Origin of the sequence: Pseudoxanthomonas wuyuanensis (assembly GCF_900215535.1) — a bacterium.
GTDB classification, from domain to species: Bacteria; Pseudomonadota; Gammaproteobacteria; order Xanthomonadales; family Xanthomonadaceae; genus Pseudoxanthomonas_A; species Pseudoxanthomonas_A wuyuanensis.
Window position 1 is genome coordinate 194,498 of record NZ_OCND01000004.1, and the last position, 19,622, is coordinate 214,119.

The 19,622-nt window shown below is 67.3% G+C and carries 15 protein-coding genes; 7 read left to right on the forward strand and 8 right to left on the reverse strand.

The features are described from left to right. Positions 1–19: 19 nt before the first annotated feature. Positions 20–1,471, reverse strand: coding sequence for a bifunctional 2-methylcitrate dehydratase/aconitate hydratase (locus CRO39_RS10210; protein ID WP_097121841.1), 1,452 nt, complete (start codon positions 1,469–1,471; stop codon positions 20–22). Positions 1,472–1,635: 164 nt separating this feature from the next. Between CRO39_RS10210 and CRO39_RS10215 the strand changes: the two genes are divergently transcribed. Then, positions 1,636–2,421 (forward strand): dioxygenase family protein, encoded by a 786-nt coding sequence (locus CRO39_RS10215; RefSeq protein WP_097122015.1) that lies wholly within the window; start codon positions 1,636–1,638, stop codon positions 2,419–2,421. A 133-nt stretch (positions 2,422–2,554) separates the two neighbouring features. Here the strand turns inward: CRO39_RS10215 and CRO39_RS10220 are convergent, their stop codons facing one another. Next, positions 2,555–3,475, reverse strand: coding sequence for a LysR family transcriptional regulator (locus CRO39_RS10220; protein ID WP_097121843.1), 921 nt, complete (start codon positions 3,473–3,475; stop codon positions 2,555–2,557). 144 nt (positions 3,476–3,619) lie between these two features. On the opposite strand from CRO39_RS10220, the gene CRO39_RS10225 reads away from it, so the two are divergent. From CRO39_RS10225 to CRO39_RS10240, 4 genes are all read left to right on the forward strand, one after another. Next, a complete protein-coding gene (locus CRO39_RS10225) occupies positions 3,620–4,792 on the forward strand; it encodes an MFS transporter (protein ID WP_217991844.1) in 1,173 nt (390 codons plus the stop codon). A 38-nt stretch (positions 4,793–4,830) separates the two neighbouring features. After that, entirely contained in the window at positions 4,831–5,862 is a 1,032-nt protein-coding gene (locus CRO39_RS10230) for an aldo/keto reductase (RefSeq protein ID WP_097121845.1), read from the forward strand. Positions 5,863–5,888: 26 nt separating this feature from the next. Then, positions 5,889–6,905 carry a zinc-binding alcohol dehydrogenase family protein gene (locus tag CRO39_RS10235; RefSeq protein WP_097121848.1) on the forward strand — a complete coding sequence of 339 codons (1,017 nt, stop codon included), beginning with the start codon at positions 5,889–5,891 and terminating at the stop codon, positions 6,903–6,905. A 93-nt stretch (positions 6,906–6,998) separates the two neighbouring features. Beyond that, entirely contained in the window at positions 6,999–7,637 is a 639-nt protein-coding gene (locus CRO39_RS10240) for a LysE family translocator (RefSeq protein ID WP_202926347.1), read from the forward strand. Between the two features lie 32 nt (positions 7,638–7,669). On the opposite strand, the gene CRO39_RS10245 is transcribed toward CRO39_RS10240, so the two are convergent. The 4 genes from CRO39_RS10245 to CRO39_RS10260 all read right to left on the reverse strand — a co-directional run bounded on the left by CRO39_RS10245 (position 7,670) and on the right by CRO39_RS10260 (position 13,881). After that, positions 7,670–8,668: a DUF2399 domain-containing protein gene (locus CRO39_RS10245; RefSeq protein WP_097121849.1), complete on the reverse strand. Its 999-nt coding sequence runs from the start codon at positions 8,666–8,668 to the stop codon at positions 7,670–7,672. Between the two features lie 227 nt (positions 8,669–8,895). Continuing rightward, positions 8,896–11,709 (reverse strand): AAA family ATPase, encoded by a 2,814-nt coding sequence (locus CRO39_RS10250; protein ID WP_097121850.1) that lies wholly within the window; start codon positions 11,707–11,709, stop codon positions 8,896–8,898. Further along, positions 11,702–12,406: a hypothetical protein gene (locus CRO39_RS10255; protein ID WP_097121851.1), complete on the reverse strand. Its 705-nt coding sequence runs from the start codon at positions 12,404–12,406 to the stop codon at positions 11,702–11,704. Before CRO39_RS10255 ends, CRO39_RS10250 begins: the two co-directional genes overlap by 8 nt. After that, entirely contained in the window at positions 12,403–13,881 is a 1,479-nt protein-coding gene (locus tag CRO39_RS10260; RefSeq protein WP_097121852.1) for a hypothetical protein, read from the reverse strand. The genes CRO39_RS10255 and CRO39_RS10260 overlap by 4 nt, the downstream gene beginning before the upstream one ends. A gap of 169 nt (positions 13,882–14,050) precedes the next feature. Between CRO39_RS10260 and CRO39_RS10265 the strand changes: the two genes are divergently transcribed. Both CRO39_RS10265 and CRO39_RS10270 read left to right on the forward strand, forming a co-directional pair. Next, positions 14,051–16,111, forward strand: coding sequence for an NADPH-dependent 2,4-dienoyl-CoA reductase (locus tag CRO39_RS10265; protein ID WP_097121853.1), 2,061 nt, complete (start codon positions 14,051–14,053; stop codon positions 16,109–16,111). Positions 16,112–16,406: 295 nt separating this feature from the next. Next, complete coding sequence (locus CRO39_RS10270) at positions 16,407–16,865, forward strand: cell wall hydrolase (protein WP_097121854.1); 459 nt, start codon at positions 16,407–16,409, stop codon at positions 16,863–16,865. A gap of 123 nt (positions 16,866–16,988) precedes the next feature. On the opposite strand, the gene CRO39_RS10275 is transcribed toward CRO39_RS10270, so the two are convergent. Then, positions 16,989–17,897, reverse strand: a complete 909-nt coding sequence (locus CRO39_RS10275; RefSeq protein ID WP_097121855.1) for a universal stress protein — start codon at positions 17,895–17,897, stop codon at positions 16,989–16,991. Continuing rightward, positions 17,894–19,546, reverse strand: a complete 1,653-nt coding sequence (locus tag CRO39_RS10280; RefSeq protein WP_097121856.1) for a cation:proton antiporter — start codon at positions 19,544–19,546, stop codon at positions 17,894–17,896. Before CRO39_RS10280 ends, CRO39_RS10275 begins: the two co-directional genes overlap by 4 nt. Positions 19,547–19,622: the final 76 nt, after the last annotated feature.

Here is a 19,622-nt window from a genome sequence, read left to right on the forward strand (position 1 = left end):
ACCGACAACTGTCGCAGCATCAACCCGCCCGATACAGATCCATGAACGTCTGCACCGGCACCGCGTCCAGCCTGGCCGGTTCGGCCGCCAGGGCCAGCAGCCGGTCGACCTGCGCCGGCGGCAGATGGGCCCGCAGCGCGGCCTGGTACTTGGCCATCAGCAGCGGGATGCCTTCGGCCCGGCGCCTGCGGTGACCGATGGGGTAGTCCACCGAAATCTTGCCGGTCGAGCTGCCATCCTGGAAGAACACCTGCACCGCGTTGCCGATATAACGCTTGTCCGGGTCGCCATAGTCGCGGGTGAACTGCGGGTTTTCCCTTACCTCCATCAGGTCGCGCAAGGCATCGATTCGCGGGTCGGCCGCCACCGCGTCAGTGTAATCGTCCGCGGTCAGGCGGCCGAAGATCAGTGGCACCGCCACCATGTATTGGAGGCAGTGATCGCGGTCGGCATGGTTGGCCAGCGGGCCGGTCTTGTCGATGATGCGGATGCCGGCTTCCTGGGTTTCGATGACGATCCTTTCGATCTGGTCCAGCCGCTGCCTGACCTGCGGGTGCAGGGCCATCGCGCATTCCACCGCGGTCTGGGCGTGGAATTCGGCCGGGAAACTGATCTTGAACAGCACGTTCTCCATTACGTAGCTGCTAAAGGGGCGCTCGAACCGGAAGGGCTTGCCGCCGAAGGCCACGTCATAGAAACCCCAGGTCGGCACGCTCAACGCACTGGGGTAGCCGGCCTCGCCATTGACCGCGTTCAGCGCATGGATGACCGCGCGCCGGCAGGCGTCGCCGGCCGCCCAGCTCTTGCGCGGCCCGGTGTTCGGCGCGTGGCGGTAGGTACGCAGTACGCCGTTGTCGATCCAGCTGTGCGACACCGCGTTGGCGATCTGCGCCTTGCTGCCGCCTAGCAGGCGGGTGGTTACTGCGGTCGAGGCAAGCCGGACCAGGATCACATGATCCAGGCCGACCCGGTTGAACGAGTTCTGCAGCGCATAGCCGCCCTGGATTTCATGCGCCTTGATGGCGGCGGTGAGTACGTCGCGCACGGTCAGCGGGACCCCGCCTTCGCGTTGGGCCTTGCGGCTCAGATAGTCGGCGACCGCCAGGATCGCCCCCAGATTGTCCGACGGATGGCCCCACTCGGCGGCCAGCCAGGTGTCGTTGAAATCCAGCCAGCGGATCTGGGCGCCAATGGCGAACGCCGCCTGCACCGGATCCAGCTCATGCGAGGTGCCGGGAACCGGCACGCCTCCGGCCATGCCGGCGCCGGGGACCACTGGTCCCAGATGCCTGACGCAGTCGGGGAACTTCATCGCCAGCATCGCGCAGGCCAGCGAGTCCAGCAGCATGTAGCGGGCGGTGTCGTAGGCCTCCTGCGAATCGATCCGGTAGTCGCTCACGTAGTCTGCAATCTCGACCATTGGCGGGTCGAAACGGGGACGGGCGGCGGAACGGAGATCGAAGTGGCTCATGTTCGGCTCCCCGGAAGGTTCCCTGGGCGCATTCTGCCAGACGGAAACGCGCAGTCATCCGTGTTGCGACGAGCGGCTCCGTCCATGCGATCGTTTCACCCCAGCAACACATCGATATGCCGGCAGGGCTTGGTATGGCGCATCGGCGGACCGATGCTGTCGCCATGAACGCATCTTCCCTGCCTTCGCTGTTCGTTTCCCATGGTTCGCCGATGCTGGCCATCGAGGATTCGGCCACCGGCCGTTTCCTGGACCGGCTGGGCGCATCAATGCCGCGTCCGCGCGCGGTCGTCGTGGCTTCGGCGCATTTCAATGCGGCTTCGCCGACCGTCGCCGCAGCGCTTTCGCCGGCGACCATCCACGACTTCGGCGGATTTCCCAGGGCGCTGTACGACATCCGCTATCCGGCCGCGGGAGCGCCGGAACTGGCATCGGACGTGGCGCAGCGACTGGTTTCCGCCGGTTTCGATGCCCGCATCGACCACCACCACGGACTTGACCATGGCGTCTGGGTGCCGCTGCGGCGGATCTATCCGCAGGCCGACATCCCGGTGCTGGCGTTGTCGGTCGACCCGGCGCAGACCGCCGCCTGGCACTACCGGTTGGGCCTTGCGCTGGCGCCGCTACGCAGGGATGGCGTGCTGGTGATGGGCTCCGGCGGTTTTTCCCACAATCTGCACGCTCTGGACTGGCAACATGCCGATGCGCCGGCTTTTGCGTGGATGAGCGCCTTCACCGACGCCTTGCGCGACAGATTGATCGATGGCGATATCGCCGGTGCGTTGGACTGGCAGGCGCTGCCGCAGGCCCTGCGCAACCATCCGACTCCCGAGCACCTGTACCCGTTGTACGTCGCCCTCGGCGCAGGCGGCGAAGGCGCACGCGGCCGGCTGTTGCATCGCGATGTCGAACTCGGCGGGCTGGCGCTGGATGCGTTCGCTTTCGAGTAGACGGGCCGTTGGCATCGCTCCGTGGAGCGGAGCCTGCTGCGCTGCCTGCCTTCGATTGCATTGCATCCGGCGCCTTCTGGAAAGCCGTCGATCACGCGGCTCTACGAAGTGCGGTCGGCATTTCGGCGCCGGCTCAAAACGGCAGTCCGCGCTCCCACGGCGGATCGTCGCCGAACTCGTCGGCAAGCAGATCGATGAAGGCGCGCACGCGCGGCGGCACCAGCCGCCTCTGCGGCATCACTGCGCTGATGGCGGTGGTCGCCAGTGAATGGTCCGGCAGTACGACTTCCAGCCGTCCGGCGCGCAGGTCGTCGGCGATGTGCCACAACGAGTGGATGACGATGCCTTCCCCGGCCAGCGAAGCGTCGCGCAGCACTTCGCCGAAATTGCTTTCGAAACGGCCGTGCACGCGTACGGCGATCTCCTGGCCATCGGGCGCGGTCATCCGCCAGACGTCCTGGCGGCCGCTGCTGCCGAACAGCAGCAGGCAATCGTGTCCGGCAAGATCTTCGGCCGTGCGCGGGCGCCCGCGCCGGCGCAGGTAATCGGGCGAAGCGCACAGCAGCCGCCGGTTGGCCGCGATGCGGCTGGCGACCAGTCCGGAGTCTTCCAGCGCGCCGATGCGGATAGCCAAGTCGAAACCTTCGCTGACCAGATCAACCACGTTGTCGCTCAGGTGCACGCTCAGCCGCAGCTTGGGGTGGCGCGCCAGGAACCCCGGCAGTAACGGCGAGACGTACTGGCGGCCGAACGAAGCCGACATCGTGACCCGCAACGTGCCGGCCACTTCGCTGGCCGTTTCGCGCAGGCCGGCCCCCAACGATTCCAGGTCCTCCACCAGTGCCCGGCCCTGCTGGGCCAGGGCCGCCCCCTCCGGCGTGGGATGCAGCCGGCGTGTGGTCCGGTGCAGCAGGCGTACGCCCAATTCCTTTTCCAACCGCTTCAGCCGCTGGCTGGCCACCGCCACCGACAGGTCCAGGCTGCGGGCGGCGGCGGTAAGCGAGCCCAGGTCGAGTACGCGCAGGAACAGGGTCAAATCGCCGACGCGATCCATGACTATCAATATTTGGTTGAAAGTGATTAGCCATATTCGCTGTTTTTCATCGCCTGCGAAAGTCTCAAGCTGCCCGCCTTCCCTGGAACCCCGGCCCGCCCCGTGAACCCCACCTCCCCCATCGCGCCACGCCTGCCGCTCGCGTTGTACGCGCTGACCGCCGGCGCCTTCGGCATCGGCACCACCGAATTCGTCATCATGGGCCTGCTGATGCAGGTCGCGGCCGACCTGCAAGTCACCATCGCCGCCGCCGGCCTGCTGATCTCCGGCTATGCGCTGGGAGTTTTCGTTGGCGCGCCGCTATTGACCGCAGCCACCAGCCGCATGCCGCGCAAGGCGGTGCTGGTGGCGCTGATGGTGATCTTCACCATCGGCAACCTGGCCTGCGCGCTGGCGCCCAACTACACCGTGCTGATGATCGCGCGGGTGATCACCTCGCTGGCGCATGGCACGTTCTTCGGCGTCGGCGCGGTGGTGGCGACCACGCTGGTGCCCGCCGACCGCAAAGCTTCGGCGATCTCGATCATGTTCACCGGCCTGACCGTGGCCACGCTGCTGGGGGTGCCTGGGGGTGCCTGGTTGGGCTTGCAGTTCGGTTGGCGCGCGACGTTCTGGGCGGTCACCGGCATCGGCATCATCGCCACCGTGGTCATCGCCACCCTGGTGCCAACCGATCGCAGCGGCACGGCGCCGATCGCCTTCGGCGAGGAACTCAGGGCCATTGCGCGTCCGCAGGTGCTGCTGGGACTGCTGATGACGGTGCTGGGCTTCGGCGGCATGTTCACCGTCTATACCTACATCCAGCCGCTGCTCACCCAGATCACCGGTTTCTCCGACAACGCGGTATCGCCCATCCTGCTGGTGTTCGGCGTAGGCATGATCGCCGGCAACCTGCTGGGCGGGCGCTTGGCCGACCGGCGACTGGCGCCGGCGCTGCTCGGCACGCTGCTCGCGCTGGCCGCAGTGATGGGCCTGATGACCTTCGTCCTGCATAGCCCATGGGCGATGGTGCTGTTCGTCGGCCTGCTGGGTGCGGCCGCATTCGCAACCGTCTCGCCGCTGCAATTGTGGGTGCTGCAGAAAGCCGGTGGCGCGCAAAGCCTGGCGTCCAGTCTGAACATCGGCGCCTTCAACCTGGGCAACGCGGCGGGCGCCTGGCTGGGCGGCGTGGTGATCGCGCACGGCGCCGGACTGACCGCGTTGACCTGGGTCGCAGCACTGGTCCCCGCATCCGCGTTCCTGGTTGCGCTGTGGAGCATCGCGCTGGAACGCCGGCAAACACGGGACGTGTTGGCCGAACAGGCCGAATGTGCCTGACGCATCGCTTCTCCCCTCCACTGCAAGGACCCCCCCTCATGGAATACCGCTTCCTCGGCAACTCCGGATTCAAAGTCTCCGCTCTCGGCTTCGGCGCCGGCACCTTCGGCGGCAAAGGGCCATTGTTCAGCGCCTGGGGCAATACCGATGCGGCGCAGGCCCGCCGCATGATCGATCTGAGCCTGGATGCCGGCCTCAACTTCTTCGATACCGCCGACGTCTATTCCGATGGCGCTTCGGAGTCGATCCTGGGCACCGCGATACAGGGCCGGCGCGATCGGGTGATCCTGTCCAGCAAGACCGGTTTGCGCCTGGGCGATGGCCCGAATGATGCAGGCACTTCGCGTTTCCGTCTGCTGAAGGCGGTGGATGCGTCGTTGCAGCGGCTGGGCACCGACTACCTGGACCTGCTGCAACTACATGCCTTCGACGCGCTGACGCCGATCGAGGAAACACTGTCGACGCTGGATGATCTGGTGCGTGCCGGCAAGGTGCGCTACCTGGGCGCTTCGAACTTCTCCGGATGGCAGCTGATGAAATCGCTGGGCGTCGCCGACCGCCGCGGCTATGCGCGCTATGTGGCGAACCAGACCTATTACTCGCTGATCGGCCGCGACTACGAATGGGAGCTGATGCCGCTGGGTATCGATCAGGGCGTCGGCGCAGTGGTATGGAGTCCGCTGGGCTGGGGCCGGCTGACCGGCAAGCTCCGCCGCGGCCAGCCGCTGCCGGCCACCAGCCGCCTGCACGACACCGCCGATATCGGGCCCCCCGTCGAGCAGGAACGGCTGTTCCGCATCATCGACGCGATGGACGGCATCGCCGAGGAAACCGGCAAATCGGTCCCGCAGATCGCCATCAACTGGTTGCTGCAACGGCCCACGGTGTCCACGGTCCTGCTGGGTGCGCGCAACGAGGAACAGCTGAAGCAGAATCTCGGCGCCATCGGCTGGAACCTGAGCGCCGAGCAGATGCAGCGGCTGGACGCCGCCAGCCTGATCGAGGCGCCCTACCCCTACTATCCTTACTGGCGCGGCCAGTTTTCCGAGCGCAGCCCGCTTCCCGTCTGAACGTATCGTCCGTCCTGGAGTCCCCCATGAAAGCCATCGGCCTTACCCGCTACCTCCCCATCGATGACCCGCAATCCCTGCTTGATGTCGAACTGGCCAGGCCCGAACCCACCGGCCACGATGTGCTGGTGCGTGTGGAAGCGGTGTCGGTCAATCCTGTCGACACCAAGGTCCGTGCGCCCAAGCCGCAGGTGGAAGCGCAGCCGAAAGTGCTGGGCTATGACGCTGCAGGCGTGGTCGAGGCGGTGGGCGTTCAGGTGACCCTGTTCCAGCCCGGCGACGAGGTCTACTACGCCGGCGACATCACCCGTCCCGGCAGCAACGCGCAGTTCCAGTTGGTCGATGAACGCATCGTCGGCCGCAAACCGGGAACGCTGGATTTCGCCCAGGCGGCCGCAATGCCCTTGACCACCATCACCGCCTGGGAACTGTTGTTCGACCGCATGCCGTTCTCCATCGATGCCAGGCATGACGGGCGAAGCCTGCTGATCATCGCCGGCGCCGGCGGCGTGGGCTCGATCGCCATCCAGTTGGCCCGCCACGCGGGCTTCACCGTCATCGCCACCGCCTCGCGGCCGCAGACGATCGAATGGTGCAAAACGATGGGCGCCCGGCACGTCATCGATCACCGGCAGCCGCTGGCGCCGCAACTGGCGGCGCTGGGTTTCGAACAAGTGGATGCGGTGCTCAACCTGGCCGATACCGACCGCTACTGGAATGCCATCGGCGATCTCATCGCGCCGCTGGGCCATGTCGGCCTGATCGTCGAGCCCAGCGGACTGCTGAAAATCGGCGACCCGTACAAGGCCAAGAGCGTCGGCATCCATTGGGAGATGATGTTCGCCCGTCCCCGCTTCCGGACGCCGGACATGATCGAACAGCACCGCCTGCTCAATCGCGCTGCCGATTTGATCGACGCCGGCGAACTGCGCTCCACGCATACCGAAACGCTGGGGCCGATCAACGCGGCCAACCTGCGCGAAGCGCATCGGCGGCTGGAATCGGGGACCACCATCGGCAAGCTGGTGTTGGCGGGCTGGTAGGCGCGCTTGCCCGGACGCGGTACAGCATCGACATCGCGCCTCACGTCGCTCCCACGGGCATTTCGTTCGTCATTCTTTTGTGGAACCGCAAGCATGATGGACTTCACTGCGTGGCTGCTGTTCTGCACGCTGTCACTGGCCACCGCTTTCAGCCCCGGACCGGCCGTGCTGCTGGCGGTGTCCAATGCCGCAACGCTGGGCGCGCGGCGCGCGCTGGTCAGTTCGGCCGGCAATGCGGCGGGCGTATTCCTGGTATCGGCAACGGCGATGCTCGGGCTGGGCGCGTTGCTGAAAACGTCGGCGCTGTGGTTCGGCGTATTGAAAGCAGCGGGGGCGACGTATTTGATCTATCTGGGCATCCGCCAATGGCGGAGCGGTTCGATATCCTTTGCAAGCCCGGAGGGCGCCTTGCGTGCGCCACCGCAAGCTTGTATCCGGCTTTTCCTGCAGGGCTTACTGGTCGCGGCGACCAATCCGAAGAGCATCCTGTTCTTCACCGCACTGCTGCCGCAGTTCATGCGCCAGGACGCGCCGATGCTGCGCCAGTTCCTGGCACTGACGCTGACCTTCGCGGCCTGCACCGCACTGTCCCATCTCTGCTATGTCGCCATGGCGCGCGGTTTGGAACGATGGTTCGCCGGCCGCCGCGCGCTGTGGTTCAATCGGCTTTCCGGAATGGCGTTCGTACTGCTGGGAATCGGGTTGCTGCGCCTGCGGCGCGTAACCGCCTGACCGCAGACCGGCAACCTTTACCGGCGTGCCTGCTACGCCCGGACGCGCAGATCCATGCCTTCCTGTTCCCCCTTGAAGCCATGCTGGAGCAGCGCATCGGCCAGGGCGGCCAGCGCAGGAGGCAGGGGCAATTCCCGCAGCCGCATCAACTCGGCGTGATCGTATGCGCCCAAGGGCTTGCGTGCCCGCAACGCCAACAGGTCGGTCGCGTTCATCCGCCACGGTTGCCATTCCAGCCCCTGTGTTTCCCAGATCTGCGCGACCGATAGCGCGATGCGAATACCGGCCGGATCCGGGTCGCAGGCTACCAGCAATTGTGCCGGCGCTGCACGCAGCAATTGCGTCACTGCCCTTTGCCACCAGCGGGGCGCAAAGCCCGGCACCCACAACACGCCGTCCTCGGCGCCATGAGCGGCAGCCGCCTGCTCGAAACTGGTGCGATTCTCGACCACACGCCAGCACTGCAGTCGACCGCTGGCACCAGCGACCGCCTGTAGCGTTGCCGGCGACAACGCCATCAGGTCCGGCACCGCGGCAACATCCAGAACGCCGCCGGGCAAACGCAACTGCAATGGCGCACGCAGCCACAGTCCGGGGGTATGGCCGCCGACGCCCAGCGCCTCCAACCCCAATGCCTCGTCTAGCCATTGCCATTCGCCGACGCTGACGTCCTTGGTGTCGTCGCGGGCGAACAACGCGAATTCGCGGCGCGTACCGTGGCGCCCTTCGCGTAGCCAGCGATCCAGCGCATGCAGCAACCGCATCCGCTTGAGTACCAGTGCAGGCGGCCGTCCTTCCAGACTGTCCGCAAGCGCTGGCAGTCGGTTGTCGTCAAAGCCGCACTCCTGCAACTGCACGGTCTGCGCCCGCAACGCCTGCACGTCGGGCAGGCCCAGCAACGCGGCGAGTCTTTCCTGATCGGTCCATTGCAACAGGAGTGGCTGCCAGTCCATTCGTGGCTTCCGCTGCTCATCCAGCACCACCCAGCCGCCGATCAGCAAGGCTTCCAGCAAGGCCCGGGCGATCCCCATGCGCGCGTTCCCCGCACGGACGCACAACGTATCCCAACGCCGGCTCAGGCCTGGACCACGGACCCAATCGATGGCCAGCTCTCGCCAATCGGCAGGCCAGGCCTGCAGCGCGGCTTCATCCGTTCCATCTGCGAGCCGGCGTCGGCGGCGGACGCCCCGGGAAGGCTTCTGGACAAGCGTACGGACGCCGTGTTTATCGGCAACCGACCAGGCTTCCCCGGCTTGCCTCACGCCGCCTCCGCCTCCGCGTCCGCGCTCCGGTCGCGTTTGAGCACCGCAACCGGTTCGGCCCAGGCGTTGCCGCCGCGGCGCTTGCTGGTGGCCAGCACCAGATCCGAAGGCTCGAACACGTTGAGGTTGTGGGTGATCGGCGTGGTCAGGATGTACTGCGCATCGGTGGAACGCAGGAAACGGCCGACTTTCTCGATGTTGAACACGTCCAGGTGCGCGAACGGTTCGTCGATGAAGACGAAGCCGCCCGGCTGGTCCTCGTCGCGCAGCAGCGCCACCAGCAGCAGCAGCGACTTCATCACCTGCTGGCCGCCGGAAGCCTCGCCGTCGTCCAGGCCGATCCAGCCCTTGCGGTCGAAGTCGAAGCGCACGGTCAGTCCCGCCTGGGCCAGCGCGATGTCCTCGTTGGCCAGCTCCGGCATTTCCACATCCACGCCGATGCCGGCCAGCTCGCCCAGTGCGGTGAGGTTCTTCTTGTAGCGGCGCACGGTGGCGCGCAGCACGTTGATGTAGGCCCCGCGCGCTTCCTCGGTGATGCGCTTGGCGCGGTGCAGGTGCGCCTGCCGCTTGCCGATGGTGGCTTCCAGTTCGGCATGATCGGCGGCGATCTTGTCGCGCAGCGGCACGCACGACTCGTCCTCGATGAAGCCGCCGCGCGCCAGCCGCTCATCGATGCGTTCCATCTCGCGGCGCACCGCCGCTGCGCTTTCGTATTCCTCGCGTGCCGCCTGCAGGACTTCGCGCGAACGCCACGCCGCCGGCATCTGCGCACGGCGGCGGCGGAACTGCACGATGTTCTGCACCAGTTGCTGGCGCTCCTTGTCGATCTGCTGGCTGCGTTCGCGCAGATCGCGTTCGGCATTGGCGATGTCGCTGCGCCGGGTGGCGGCAGCGATGCCTTCGGCCTTGTCGCGTTCGCGCAGCACATCCACGTCCGCCTTGGCCGCGGCCAGCGCCTGCGCCGCCTGCGCCGCGGCTTCGGCCAGCAACGGCAGTCGCTGTTCGGCCTCGGCGAATTCGGCCGCGCGCGTCACCAGCTCCTGGCCGGCACCGATGCCGAGCAGGCGCGTCTGGTCGGCGTCCACGCGCGTGCCCAGTTCGGCCAGTTCCTGCTCGCGCGCATGCGCGCGCTGCTGCAGGGCGGTCTGCTCGGCACGCAGGCTGGCCAGGGTTGCCTGGCGCGCGCCGGCGCCATAGTGCTGGGTATTGCCGCCGATATGGCGGCCGCCGCGGTGCTCGCGCAGGTAGCCGCGCGCAGTGATCCAGTCCTGGCCCTTGGGCAGGCGGCTGCCTTCCTCGGTATCGGCCACGCGCTGGATGCGGTCGAGCTGGCGCGGCAGCCAGGCTGGCGGATGCGCGGAAAACTTCACCACTTCCAGCAGCGAGCCCTTGCTCGGCCGGTCCACCGGCGCGCGGTCGGCGACGACGAAATGGCGATACTGCAGGCGTTCGCCCAGTTGCCAGGCGCGCGCGGCATCGCGCGGCGATTCCAACAGCAGCAGGTGCCGGTACGGCGCCAGCACCGCTTCCACCGCCACGCGCCAGGCCGGGTCGGCGATCTCGACCAGTTCGGTCAGCACGCAATGGTCGATTCCTTGTTCCTGCAGCGCGGCACGGAAGTCGCGCTCGAACGGTTCGACCACGCGGCCGCCGCCGCTCAACGCCGCCAAGCGGTTGGCAATCTCACCGGCGCGGACCTGATCGCGCTCGCCTTCCAGGCGCAGTTCGGCCATGCGCCGGCGGCCGCTTTCCACCTGCCGGCTCAGCGCTTCGACATCGAGCACGCCGCGCTGGGCATCGAGTTCGGCCAAGCGGTTGCGCCGCTGCACCAGTTTCTCGGCATCGCGGGCATCGTCGCGCGCGGCGGTGAATGCGCCCTCGGCGTCGCGCAACTGCGCCAGCGCTGCATCCAGCGCCTGTTGCAGTTGCGTGCGCGCGGCCACTGCGGCGCCATCCTGCTGCAGCAACAATGCATGGGCCTGGCGGCGCTCGTTGAGCGCGCGGCGCAGCCCGACCAGGCGCGGGCGCGCGCCTTCCCGGCTGGCGCGCAGTTCGGCCAGTTCCACTTTCGGCGCGATTTCGACCTGCAGACGCTGGCGCTGCTGACGCAGGGCCATGCCTTCCTCGAACGAGCGCACATCGGCCTTGGCCGCTTCCATGCGCAAATGCAGTCCGGCCAGATCCTGACCCAATTGGCCGAGTTCCTTTTCCACGTCGAACTGTTCTGCACGGGCGCGCTGGTAGTCGTCCAGCACGGCCTTGTCCTCGAACACATCAAAGATCAGCTGCAGCAATTCGCGCGCCGACAGCTGGCACAGCTTGTCGGTGGCCCCCTGCTCCAGGGTCAGCACACGGCAGATGGCGCGGGTCAGGCCGGCACCGGCCAGGCGTACGCGGTAATCGCGCACGCCCAGCCATTCGCCGCCCTGTTCCAGCGTTTCCACCGGCACGTCGCCGGCGACGATCTGGTAGTCGCGCGACCAGTCGCCGCCGCGCTTGCGGATGCGGCAGGCCAGGGTGACCTGTTCGTCCTTGATCGGGAAGAAAGGCCGCCCGCCGCGTCGATCCGGGCGATTGCTGACCACCGCGCGCAGCCAGGCGTAGCCCTTGCCGTTGTGGCGCAGATAGGTCTTGTAATCGCGGGCGGTGTCGCGGTCCTCGATGGCCAGCAGCGTGCGCAGCGCATCCAGCAAGGTGGTCTTGCCCGAACCATTGGGTCCCACCACGGTGATGACCGAAGCATCCAGCGGCAACTGGAAACGCTGCCAATAGTCCCAGTGCACCACTTCCAGACTGCGGAACTCAAACATCGGCCTGCGCCTCCTGCTGCTCGCTTGCGTGTTCTGCGCCGTCTTCGTCGTTGGCGCCGGCCTGGCTGCGCACCTCGTTGACCACGAACGACAGCGCGCCATCCATCACCCGGCTGGCGATGCGCTCGTAGTCGAAAGCCAGGTCCAGCAGCGGGCCTTCCTGGATGCGCTCCTTGCGGCGGACGATGAAGCCCTGCCGCGCCAGCGCACCCAGGTTGAGGTTGATGCGGGTCTTGCCGCCCAGCTTGTCGCCGAAGTCGGCCAGCAACGTGCGTTCGTTGATGGGCTCCACCATCTCCGCGCCCATCGGCACCGGCTTGAGTTCGGCGAACATCTGTTCCTGTTCCTGCTGTTTCTCGCTTTCCTGGCGGGCGATCTGGCGCTGCCGCTTGGGCAGCACCAGCAGCGCCCACAGCACTACCAGCAGAGCGACGGCGTCGCGGTCCAGTTGCAGATTGCTGGCCGCCCAGGCGCGGGCGCTGCCGAACACCTCGTTTTCCTGCGCGCGCGCCACGCCCACCGCCACATGCGCGGCGTAAGGGTGTTCGAGCAGGCGCAAGCCGGCAGCGGCCAGACGGCGGTCCAGGTCGTCGCGCAGTTCGGCGTCGACCAGCACCCGGCGGACGCTGGCGTCCTCGCGCGGCAGCCAGCGTTCGGCCAGCAGCCGCACGATCAAGGTAGCGATGGGATCGGTCATGGAATCTCTACGGGTTCGGTGGCGGCCGGCAGGGCGTCGGCCGGTACCGGCTTGCCCTCCCGCGTCCTGCCTCTGGATTTGGCTGTGCTTCGCGGCGTTGCCGCCTTGCCGGACGTCGAGCGGCCCGACCCGGGGTCCTGCGCGGGAGCGGGCGCAACGCCGGTGGCCGGCTCCGCGGCATCGGCGGCGGACCCGGCATCGCCGTGGCCGCCGGCATGCGGCTGCAGCCTGCCCCGGCTCAGGTATGCCACTTCGCAACGCCCCACCGGTTCCAATGCCGTCTCCACCCGCCACTGCAGCGGCAGCTGCGCGATCGAGGCACTGACGCCGCTGCGGTTCTCCGCGCCGGGGTCGCCCAGCAATCCCAGCAACGACAACCGGTACGCGCTGATGGCGAAGTTGTCCTGCGGCACCCAGTCCGCCAACGGCACGTCGTCCCGCAGGCCCGCCAACTGCGCCAGCCATTGCTCGGCATGGCGGTAGTCCTGCTCCGAGACCGGGGCCTGCCGGCTCTCCGGCGCCGCCTGCGCCGGCGGCAAGGTGGCATCCTCCTGCGCCTGGCGTTCGCGCTCGACCAGTTCGTACTCGGCCACGTCCAGCGCGATTGGCGCCAACGCGAACGCCGGCGCAACGGTCCGGCCCAGCGTGTCCACGGCCAAGGCCGACAGGCCATCAATGTCCAGGCTGCGCAGATAGCGGTTCACGTCCGAGGACGACAACCCGCTGGCGCCCAGGTGCACACGATGGCGGTCCAGCTGGTTCAACGCGCGCTGGAACAGCGAGGCCTGCCGCAGCATCGCGCTCTGGGCACGGCCGATCTGCTGCGCGACCCGGTGCGTGGCCGCATCCAGATCGGCATCGGCGGCGATGGCCTGGACGATTTCGGTGCCTTTCTCCACCCAGCGCCAGACCGACTGCAGAGTGCTGGCGGCCTGCTGGATGCGGTGCTCGGAGCCGCTCAGCACCGCCTGGTCGAAGTCCTCGCGCAGTTCGTTCAGGCGCGACAACAGGTGCTGCAGCTCGTCGGCGCGGATGCGGCCCACCGCCTGGCCGGCCGCCAGTTGGGCGGTGACATAGGCCAGTTCGTCGCCTTGGCGATTGAATTGCAGCAGCATGCCGATGGCCGCCAGCGCCTGCCGGCCGACCGGACTGATGCGGTAGCGCTGGCTCTGCCCGTCCCACAGCAAAAGATCGTTCTCGCGCAGGCGGCCCAGCACGGTGTCGAACTTGATGCTGTCCAGATAGGCGAAGTGCTCGCGCAGTTCCTGCGGCGACCAGTCGGGGGCATCGCCGCGTTCGCCGATGGCGCGCAGCACCAGCAGGCGCACCATGACGACCTCTTCGCCGCCATGGAACAGGGTCGAGAAGGCGCGCAACAGCTCGCGCGCGGCCAGCAAGGGGTGCAGATCCGGCAGATCCGCCGCGGCCATGCCGGGGCGCAGAAAATCGTGCAATGCGGGGGTGGCGGCGTCCATGACGTCCCGGAAACTTTGGGCCCGTATGGTCGGGCAGCGGGTGGGCGCAAGACAAGCCCGGCGTCGCCTTGGGTTTTCCGCCGCCGCCAAGTCCGGGCTGTCAGCGGTTGCAAGCGGCGGGATTTCGCGGCATCGTGCGCGCTCCATACGCAAGCGTATCCAAGCCCGCATGACCGCCATCGCGCCAGCCGCCGACGCTCCGCCGCACTACCCCCACCTGTTCGCACCGCTGGATCTGGGTTTCACCCGGATTCGCAACCGCATATTGATGGGTTCGATGCATACCGGACTGGAAGACCGCGCACGCGACTTCCCGCGGCTGGCCGCCTATTTCGCCGAACGCGCCGCCGGCGGCGTCGGGCTGATCGTCACCGGCGGCTTCTCGCCCAACCTGGTTGGCTGGCTCAAGCCGTTCGGCGGCAAGCTGTCCTGGCCGTGGGAAGCACGGCCGCACCGGTTCGTCACCAAGGCCGTGCATGAGCACGGCGCCAAGATCTGCGCGCAGCTGCTGCATGCCGGCCGCTATGGCTATCACCCGCTCACCGTTGCCCCTTCCAAGCTGAAGGCGCCGATCAACCCGTTCACTCCGCGTGCGTTGTCGGCCCGCGGCATCGAGCGGCAGATTTCCGCCTATGCCAATGCCGCAAGACTGGCCCGCGACGCCGGCTACGACGGCGTCGAGATCATGGGTTCGGAAGGCTATTTCATCAACGAATTCACTGCCCCGCGCACCAACCGGCGCAACGACGCCTGGGGCGGCACGCCGGAAAAGCGCATGCGCTTTGCGGTGGAGATCGTCCGCCGCGTGCGCGAGGCCTGCGGGCCTGACTTCATCCTCATCTACCGGCTGTCGCTGCTGGATCTGGTGGAGGATGGCAACCAGTGGGAAGAGATCGTGATGCAGGCCAAGGCAGTGGAAGCCGCAGGCGCGACCCTGATCAATTCCGGCATCGGCTGGCACGAGGCGCGCATCCCCACCATCGTCACCTCGGTGCCGCGTGCCGCCTTCGTCGATGTGACCGCCAAGCTCAAGCCGCACGTCGGTGTGCCGCTGGTGGCCACCAACCGCATCAACATGCCGGAGGTGGCCGAAGGCATCCTGGCCGGCGGCAAGGCCGACATGGTGTCGCTGGCGCGGCCGCTGCTGGCCGATCCGGATTGGGCCAACAAATCGCGCGCCGGCAGAAGCCATGCCATCAACACCTGCATTGCCTGCAACCAGGCCTGCCTGGACCACGTATTCGAGAACAAGACCGCCAGTTGCCTGGTCAATCCGCGCGCCTGCGCGGAAACCGAACTGAACTACCCCAGGACCCTCGCAGACAAGCGCGTGGCGGTGGTCGGCGCCGGGCCGGCCGGGCTGGCCTGCGCCACCGTGGCGGCCGAGCGTGGACACCGGGTCACCCTGTTCGATGCCGCAGACGAGATCGGCGGACAGTTCAATTACGCCAAGCGCATCCCGGGCAAGGAAGAGTTTCACGAAACGCTGCGCTACTTCCGCCACAAGCTGGAGGAAGCCGGCGTCGAGGTGAAACTGGCGACCCAGGCCACGGTGGAGACGCTCAGCGATTTCGATGAAGTGGTGCTGGCCACGGGCATCGTCCCGCGCAAGGTCGATTTCCCGGGGGCCGACCACACCAAGGTCGTCAGCTATACGGATGTGTTGAGCGGCAAAGTTCGCATCGGCGCGCGGGCCGCACTGATTGGCGCGGGCGGCATCGGCTTCGATGTCGCGGAATACCTGGTGCACGCCGGTGCGGATTCCCACGAATCGCCCCACCCGCAGGAAAAGGCGGAGTGGATGGCCGAATGGGGCGTGGACCCGGCCTTCGAAGCCCGCGGCAGCCTGGTGCCACCGCGGCCGGAACCGCCCGCGCGCGAGGTCTGGCTGCTGCAGCGTTCGCCCGGCAAGCCGGGCGCGCGCCTGGGCAAGACCAGCGGCTGGGTGCACCGCGCCACCCTCAAGGCCAAGCAGGTGAAGATGCTGGGCGGGGTGGAATACCTTGGCGTCGACGATTCCGGCCTGCGCATCCGCGTGGATGGCGCGGAGCAGACGCTGGCGGTGGACCACGTGGTGATCTGCGCCGGCCAGGAACCACGCCGGGACCTGCACGCCGCACTGTCAGCCGCCGGCAAGACCGCGCACCTGATTGGCGGTGCCGACGTCGCCGCCGAACTCGACGCCAAGCGCGCCATCGCCCAGGGCAGCCACCTGGCGGCCCGTCTGTAGGTCGGGGGCCGCTCTACGACAATTTCATTCCAATCAAATACTTAGTTGAGTTGTCAACCTTCCCTGTTCAGGCAGGGTTCCGACTTTGGCGCTTACCTTGCGCCAACTTTTTCGGTCCGCCACCCAGTTCAGGCGGGCTACTCCGGCATCCGGTTCAAGCCGAACCGACCCTGCCGCCCCCGGGCAGCCCGTGTGAAGGCTGCCTCCCCATAACGCCCTGCTGCGTCCCATTGTTGTCGACTCCCGCGTTCACGGGAGAGGCAGGGGCGCGGGAAAGACGGAGCAAGGAGTTCCCATGAAACTGGCCTGGATTCTCTGGTTGTCGCAGATGTTGCCGCAGCCGGCCGCCGATTCGTTGTGCCTGAGCACCACCGTATACCTGGAAGCCCGCGACCAGACCCTGCGCGGCCAGCAGGCCGTGGCCGAGGTGGCCCTGCGCCGCCGCGACAGCGGCCTGTGGGGCGATTCGGTCTGCGAGGTGGTCACCGCCCGCAAGCAGTTCGCCCCGACCATCGTGGCGCCCACTACCCGGCTGAAGAATCCCGACGCCTGGGCCAGATCGATCAACGTGGCGCTCAGTGCCGAACGCAACTGGGCGCTGCCGCCCGGCCAGCGCAAGGAAATCGTGCCCGGCGCCAGCCATTTCATGGCCCACCAGATCGCAAGCCCCAGTTGGCGCAACGCCTACCATGTGGCCACCATCGGCGATCACACCTTCCTGCGCGTGCAGAAGCTCAAACCGCGCTCGTCCTGACGCGCCCTTGCCGGCATGTTCGCCCGCCGCATCCTGTCTGCGGGCGGCTCGGGAACGTCAGTGGCGCGCTGTTGAACCGGCGCGGAAAGTGAGTTGCGCGGGAACGGTTGCGTGCGCGCCGGGTCAATCGGTGCGCTGGGCGCCGGGTTCCGGGACCAGCAGCACATCGCAATCCAGTCCGGTGAGCGCAAACAACGCCGTGCTGCCGAGCAGGTTCGCCTCCCAGCGCGCGCGCGGACGCGTCCCCAGCGCCACCAGATCGATCCCGGCTTCCAGCACGAAGGATGCCAGCACTTGCGCCGCCGGCCCTTCCCGCGGCGCCCGCACGGCAGCGGCGGCGGCCGGCCCCAGGCTGGCGGCGAAATCGGCCATGGCCTTCGCGGCTTCGGCCATGGCCTGGCTGCGGTAGGCCTCCAGGGCTTCGGCCGAGCGATGGGCGAACGCCAGGCTGCGATCCAGCATCAACTGGTTGGCGTGCAGCAGATAGTGGCTGGCATCCGGCGCCAGGGCCAGACCCAATTGCGCCGCATGCCGGGAAGCCGCGGAAAAGTCGGTTGCCAATGCAACGCGTAGATAGCCGCCATCGCCCTTCCCACGCACCAGCAGCACCGGCACCATGCCCGCGCGCAGCACGCGATCGGCAGTGGCGCCAAGCACGGCGCGCCGCACGCGGCCTTCGCCATGGGCACCCATCACCAGCAGGCCGGCGTCCAGTTCCTGAGCGATACGGCCCAGGCATCGATACAACGGTTCGGTGACCACCTGGGTTTCCACCGCCTGCAAACCATCGGCTTGCAGGCGCTGCCGCAACCGCGCCAACGCCGAATCGGCAGCTTTCTGCCAGAGTTCCCGGCTGGCGCTGCTGCGGCCGTGATCGATCAATCGCGCCAGCCAATCGCCCTCGTCGGTGGAATGCAACAGGTGCAGGCGCGCGCCATGCTGGCGGGCCAGCGCCGCAGCGCGTTCGACGGCCTGCTCGGCCGCCTCGGAAAAATCCGTCGTTGCCAGGATCGTCGCAAGCGACCAGCTCATCGCCGCTCTCCTTCGCCCAAGGCTGCCGCAATGCGTCGGGCAGCATGATCGGCTGCATCGGTGAACGGCATCAGAATCTGGTCCGCGCCGGCAGCCTGCAATCGTTCGCCGTCCCGTGCCGAGTGCACGGTTGCCGCTACAGTGCCGGTAAACCCCTGCCGGCGCAACGCGGCCATCAGGCCGAGATCGGTTTCCATGTCGCGCAGCGTGCTCACCACGACACGCACACCGCCCAGCGGCAAATGGGTGACGAACTCTGCATCCGCCGCGTCGCCGAACAGCACCGGAACCGCGCTGCCGGCAAAACGCGCCTGCAGTTCCGGATCGAAGTCCACGCCCAGCACCCGCACCCCCTCCCCGTTCAAGCGCTCCGCCAGGCGGCGGCCGTACCGGCCCATGCCGAAGACGATGACATCGGAAGGTTCCGGCGGCGATTCCAACGCGCGTTCGCGAAACGGATCCTTTCGCTCCGCCCATCCCAGCCAAGGTTCGCACCAGGCGAAGAGCTTCTGCGAATAGAGGATCATGTAGGTGCTGGAGGTGATGGTGACCAGGCCCACCAGCGTCACCAGGCCCAGCGCCGCGGCATCGACCTGGCCCAGCGCCACGCCCATCGCCACGAAGATGATCGAGAATTCGCTGATCTGCGCAACCGTCAGTCCCGCCAGGAAGCCGGTGCGCTTGCGATAGCCCATAAAGCCCATGATGGCCAGCACGATCAGCGGATTGCCCACCAGCACGAACAGCGACAACACCGTTGCCGACAGCATCTCCGCGCCCAGGCTGCCCAGATCCATCTGGGTGCCGAGTTGCACGAAGAAGAACAGCAGCAGGAAATCGCGCAGGCTTGCCAGTCTGGCATTGATCGCCTCCCGGAACGGCAACGACGCCAGCGAGAAACCCGCGAGAAAAGCGCCGACTTCCTTGCTGAAACCCAGCCATTCGCCGCCGGCGGCCAGCGATGCGCCCCACCCCACGGCAAAGACCAGCAGCAGTTCCTGCGAGCCTGCCATCGCACGCAACAGCCCGGGCAGCACGTAGCGCATCAACAGGAACACGACCACGCCCAGACCCGCCACCTTGGCGAAAACCTGGACCAGCTGAAGCCAGACCCCGGCTGCTGCAGCGTCCACCCCGACCGCGCCCTGCGAACCGATCACCATCATCGCCAGCACCACCGCAACGTCCTGCACAATCAGGAAACCCATTGCGATCCTGCCGTGCAGGGAGTCGATCTCGCGCTTGTCCGACAACAGCTTGACGATGATGATGGTGCTGGAGAACGTCAGCGCAACGGCGATGTAGAGCGCACGCACCCAGTCCATTCCCAGCGCGGCGCAGATGAGGAAACCGAACACGATGGTGAAAAGCAGCTGGCCCAGACCGGTAGCCAGCGCCACCGGCCCCAGTTGGCGTACCAGCTTGATATCCAGCTTCAGACCGACCACGAACAGCAGGATGGTCACGCCGATTTCCGCCAGCAACTCCATCGGCTCGTGCGCGCTGACCCAGTTCAGCACCGAAGGTCCCGCCAGGATGCCGACCAGGATGTAGGCCACGATGATCGGCTGCCGCAGACGCAGCGCAAACAGGCCGATCAACGCGGTCGCGAACAACAACAGAGTGATCTGGTTGTAGGAAGAGTCCACGCTTTGCCACGCTGCCGGTCAATCCCGGGCCAACGATAGCACCAGCGCGACGGCGACCGGAGCGAAGCGCCGCGAG

Coding starts and splice junctions, on each gene's coding strand:
- CRO39_RS10215 (WP_097122015.1), top strand. CDS start 1,636: ATGAACGCATCTTCCCTGCCTTCGCTGTTCGTTTCCCATGGTTCGCCG.
- CRO39_RS10260 (WP_097121852.1), bottom strand. CDS start 13,881: ATGGACGCCGCCACCCCCGCATTGCACGATTTTCTGCGCCCCGGCATG.
- CRO39_RS10235 (WP_097121848.1), top strand. CDS start 5,889: ATGAAAGCCATCGGCCTTACCCGCTACCTCCCCATCGATGACCCGCAA.
- CRO39_RS10250 (WP_097121850.1), bottom strand. CDS start 11,709: ATGTTTGAGTTCCGCAGTCTGGAAGTGGTGCACTGGGACTATTGGCAG.
- CRO39_RS10240 (WP_202926347.1), top strand. CDS start 6,999: ATGATGGACTTCACTGCGTGGCTGCTGTTCTGCACGCTGTCACTGGCC.
- CRO39_RS10255 (WP_097121851.1), bottom strand. CDS start 12,406: ATGACCGATCCCATCGCTACCTTGATCGTGCGGCTGCTGGCCGAACGC.
- CRO39_RS10265 (WP_097121853.1), top strand. CDS start 14,051: ATGACCGCCATCGCGCCAGCCGCCGACGCTCCGCCGCACTACCCCCAC.
- CRO39_RS10275 (WP_097121855.1), bottom strand. CDS start 17,897: ATGAGCTGGTCGCTTGCGACGATCCTGGCAACGACGGATTTTTCCGAG.
- CRO39_RS10230 (WP_097121845.1), top strand. CDS start 4,831: ATGGAATACCGCTTCCTCGGCAACTCCGGATTCAAAGTCTCCGCTCTC.
- CRO39_RS10210 (WP_097121841.1), bottom strand. CDS start 1,471: ATGAGCCACTTCGATCTCCGTTCCGCCGCCCGTCCCCGTTTCGACCCG.
- CRO39_RS10245 (WP_097121849.1), bottom strand. CDS start 8,668: ATGGGGATCGCCCGGGCCTTGCTGGAAGCCTTGCTGATCGGCGGCTGG.
- CRO39_RS10270 (WP_097121854.1), top strand. CDS start 16,407: ATGAAACTGGCCTGGATTCTCTGGTTGTCGCAGATGTTGCCGCAGCCG.
- CRO39_RS10220 (WP_097121843.1), bottom strand. CDS start 3,475: ATGGATCGCGTCGGCGATTTGACCCTGTTCCTGCGCGTACTCGACCTG.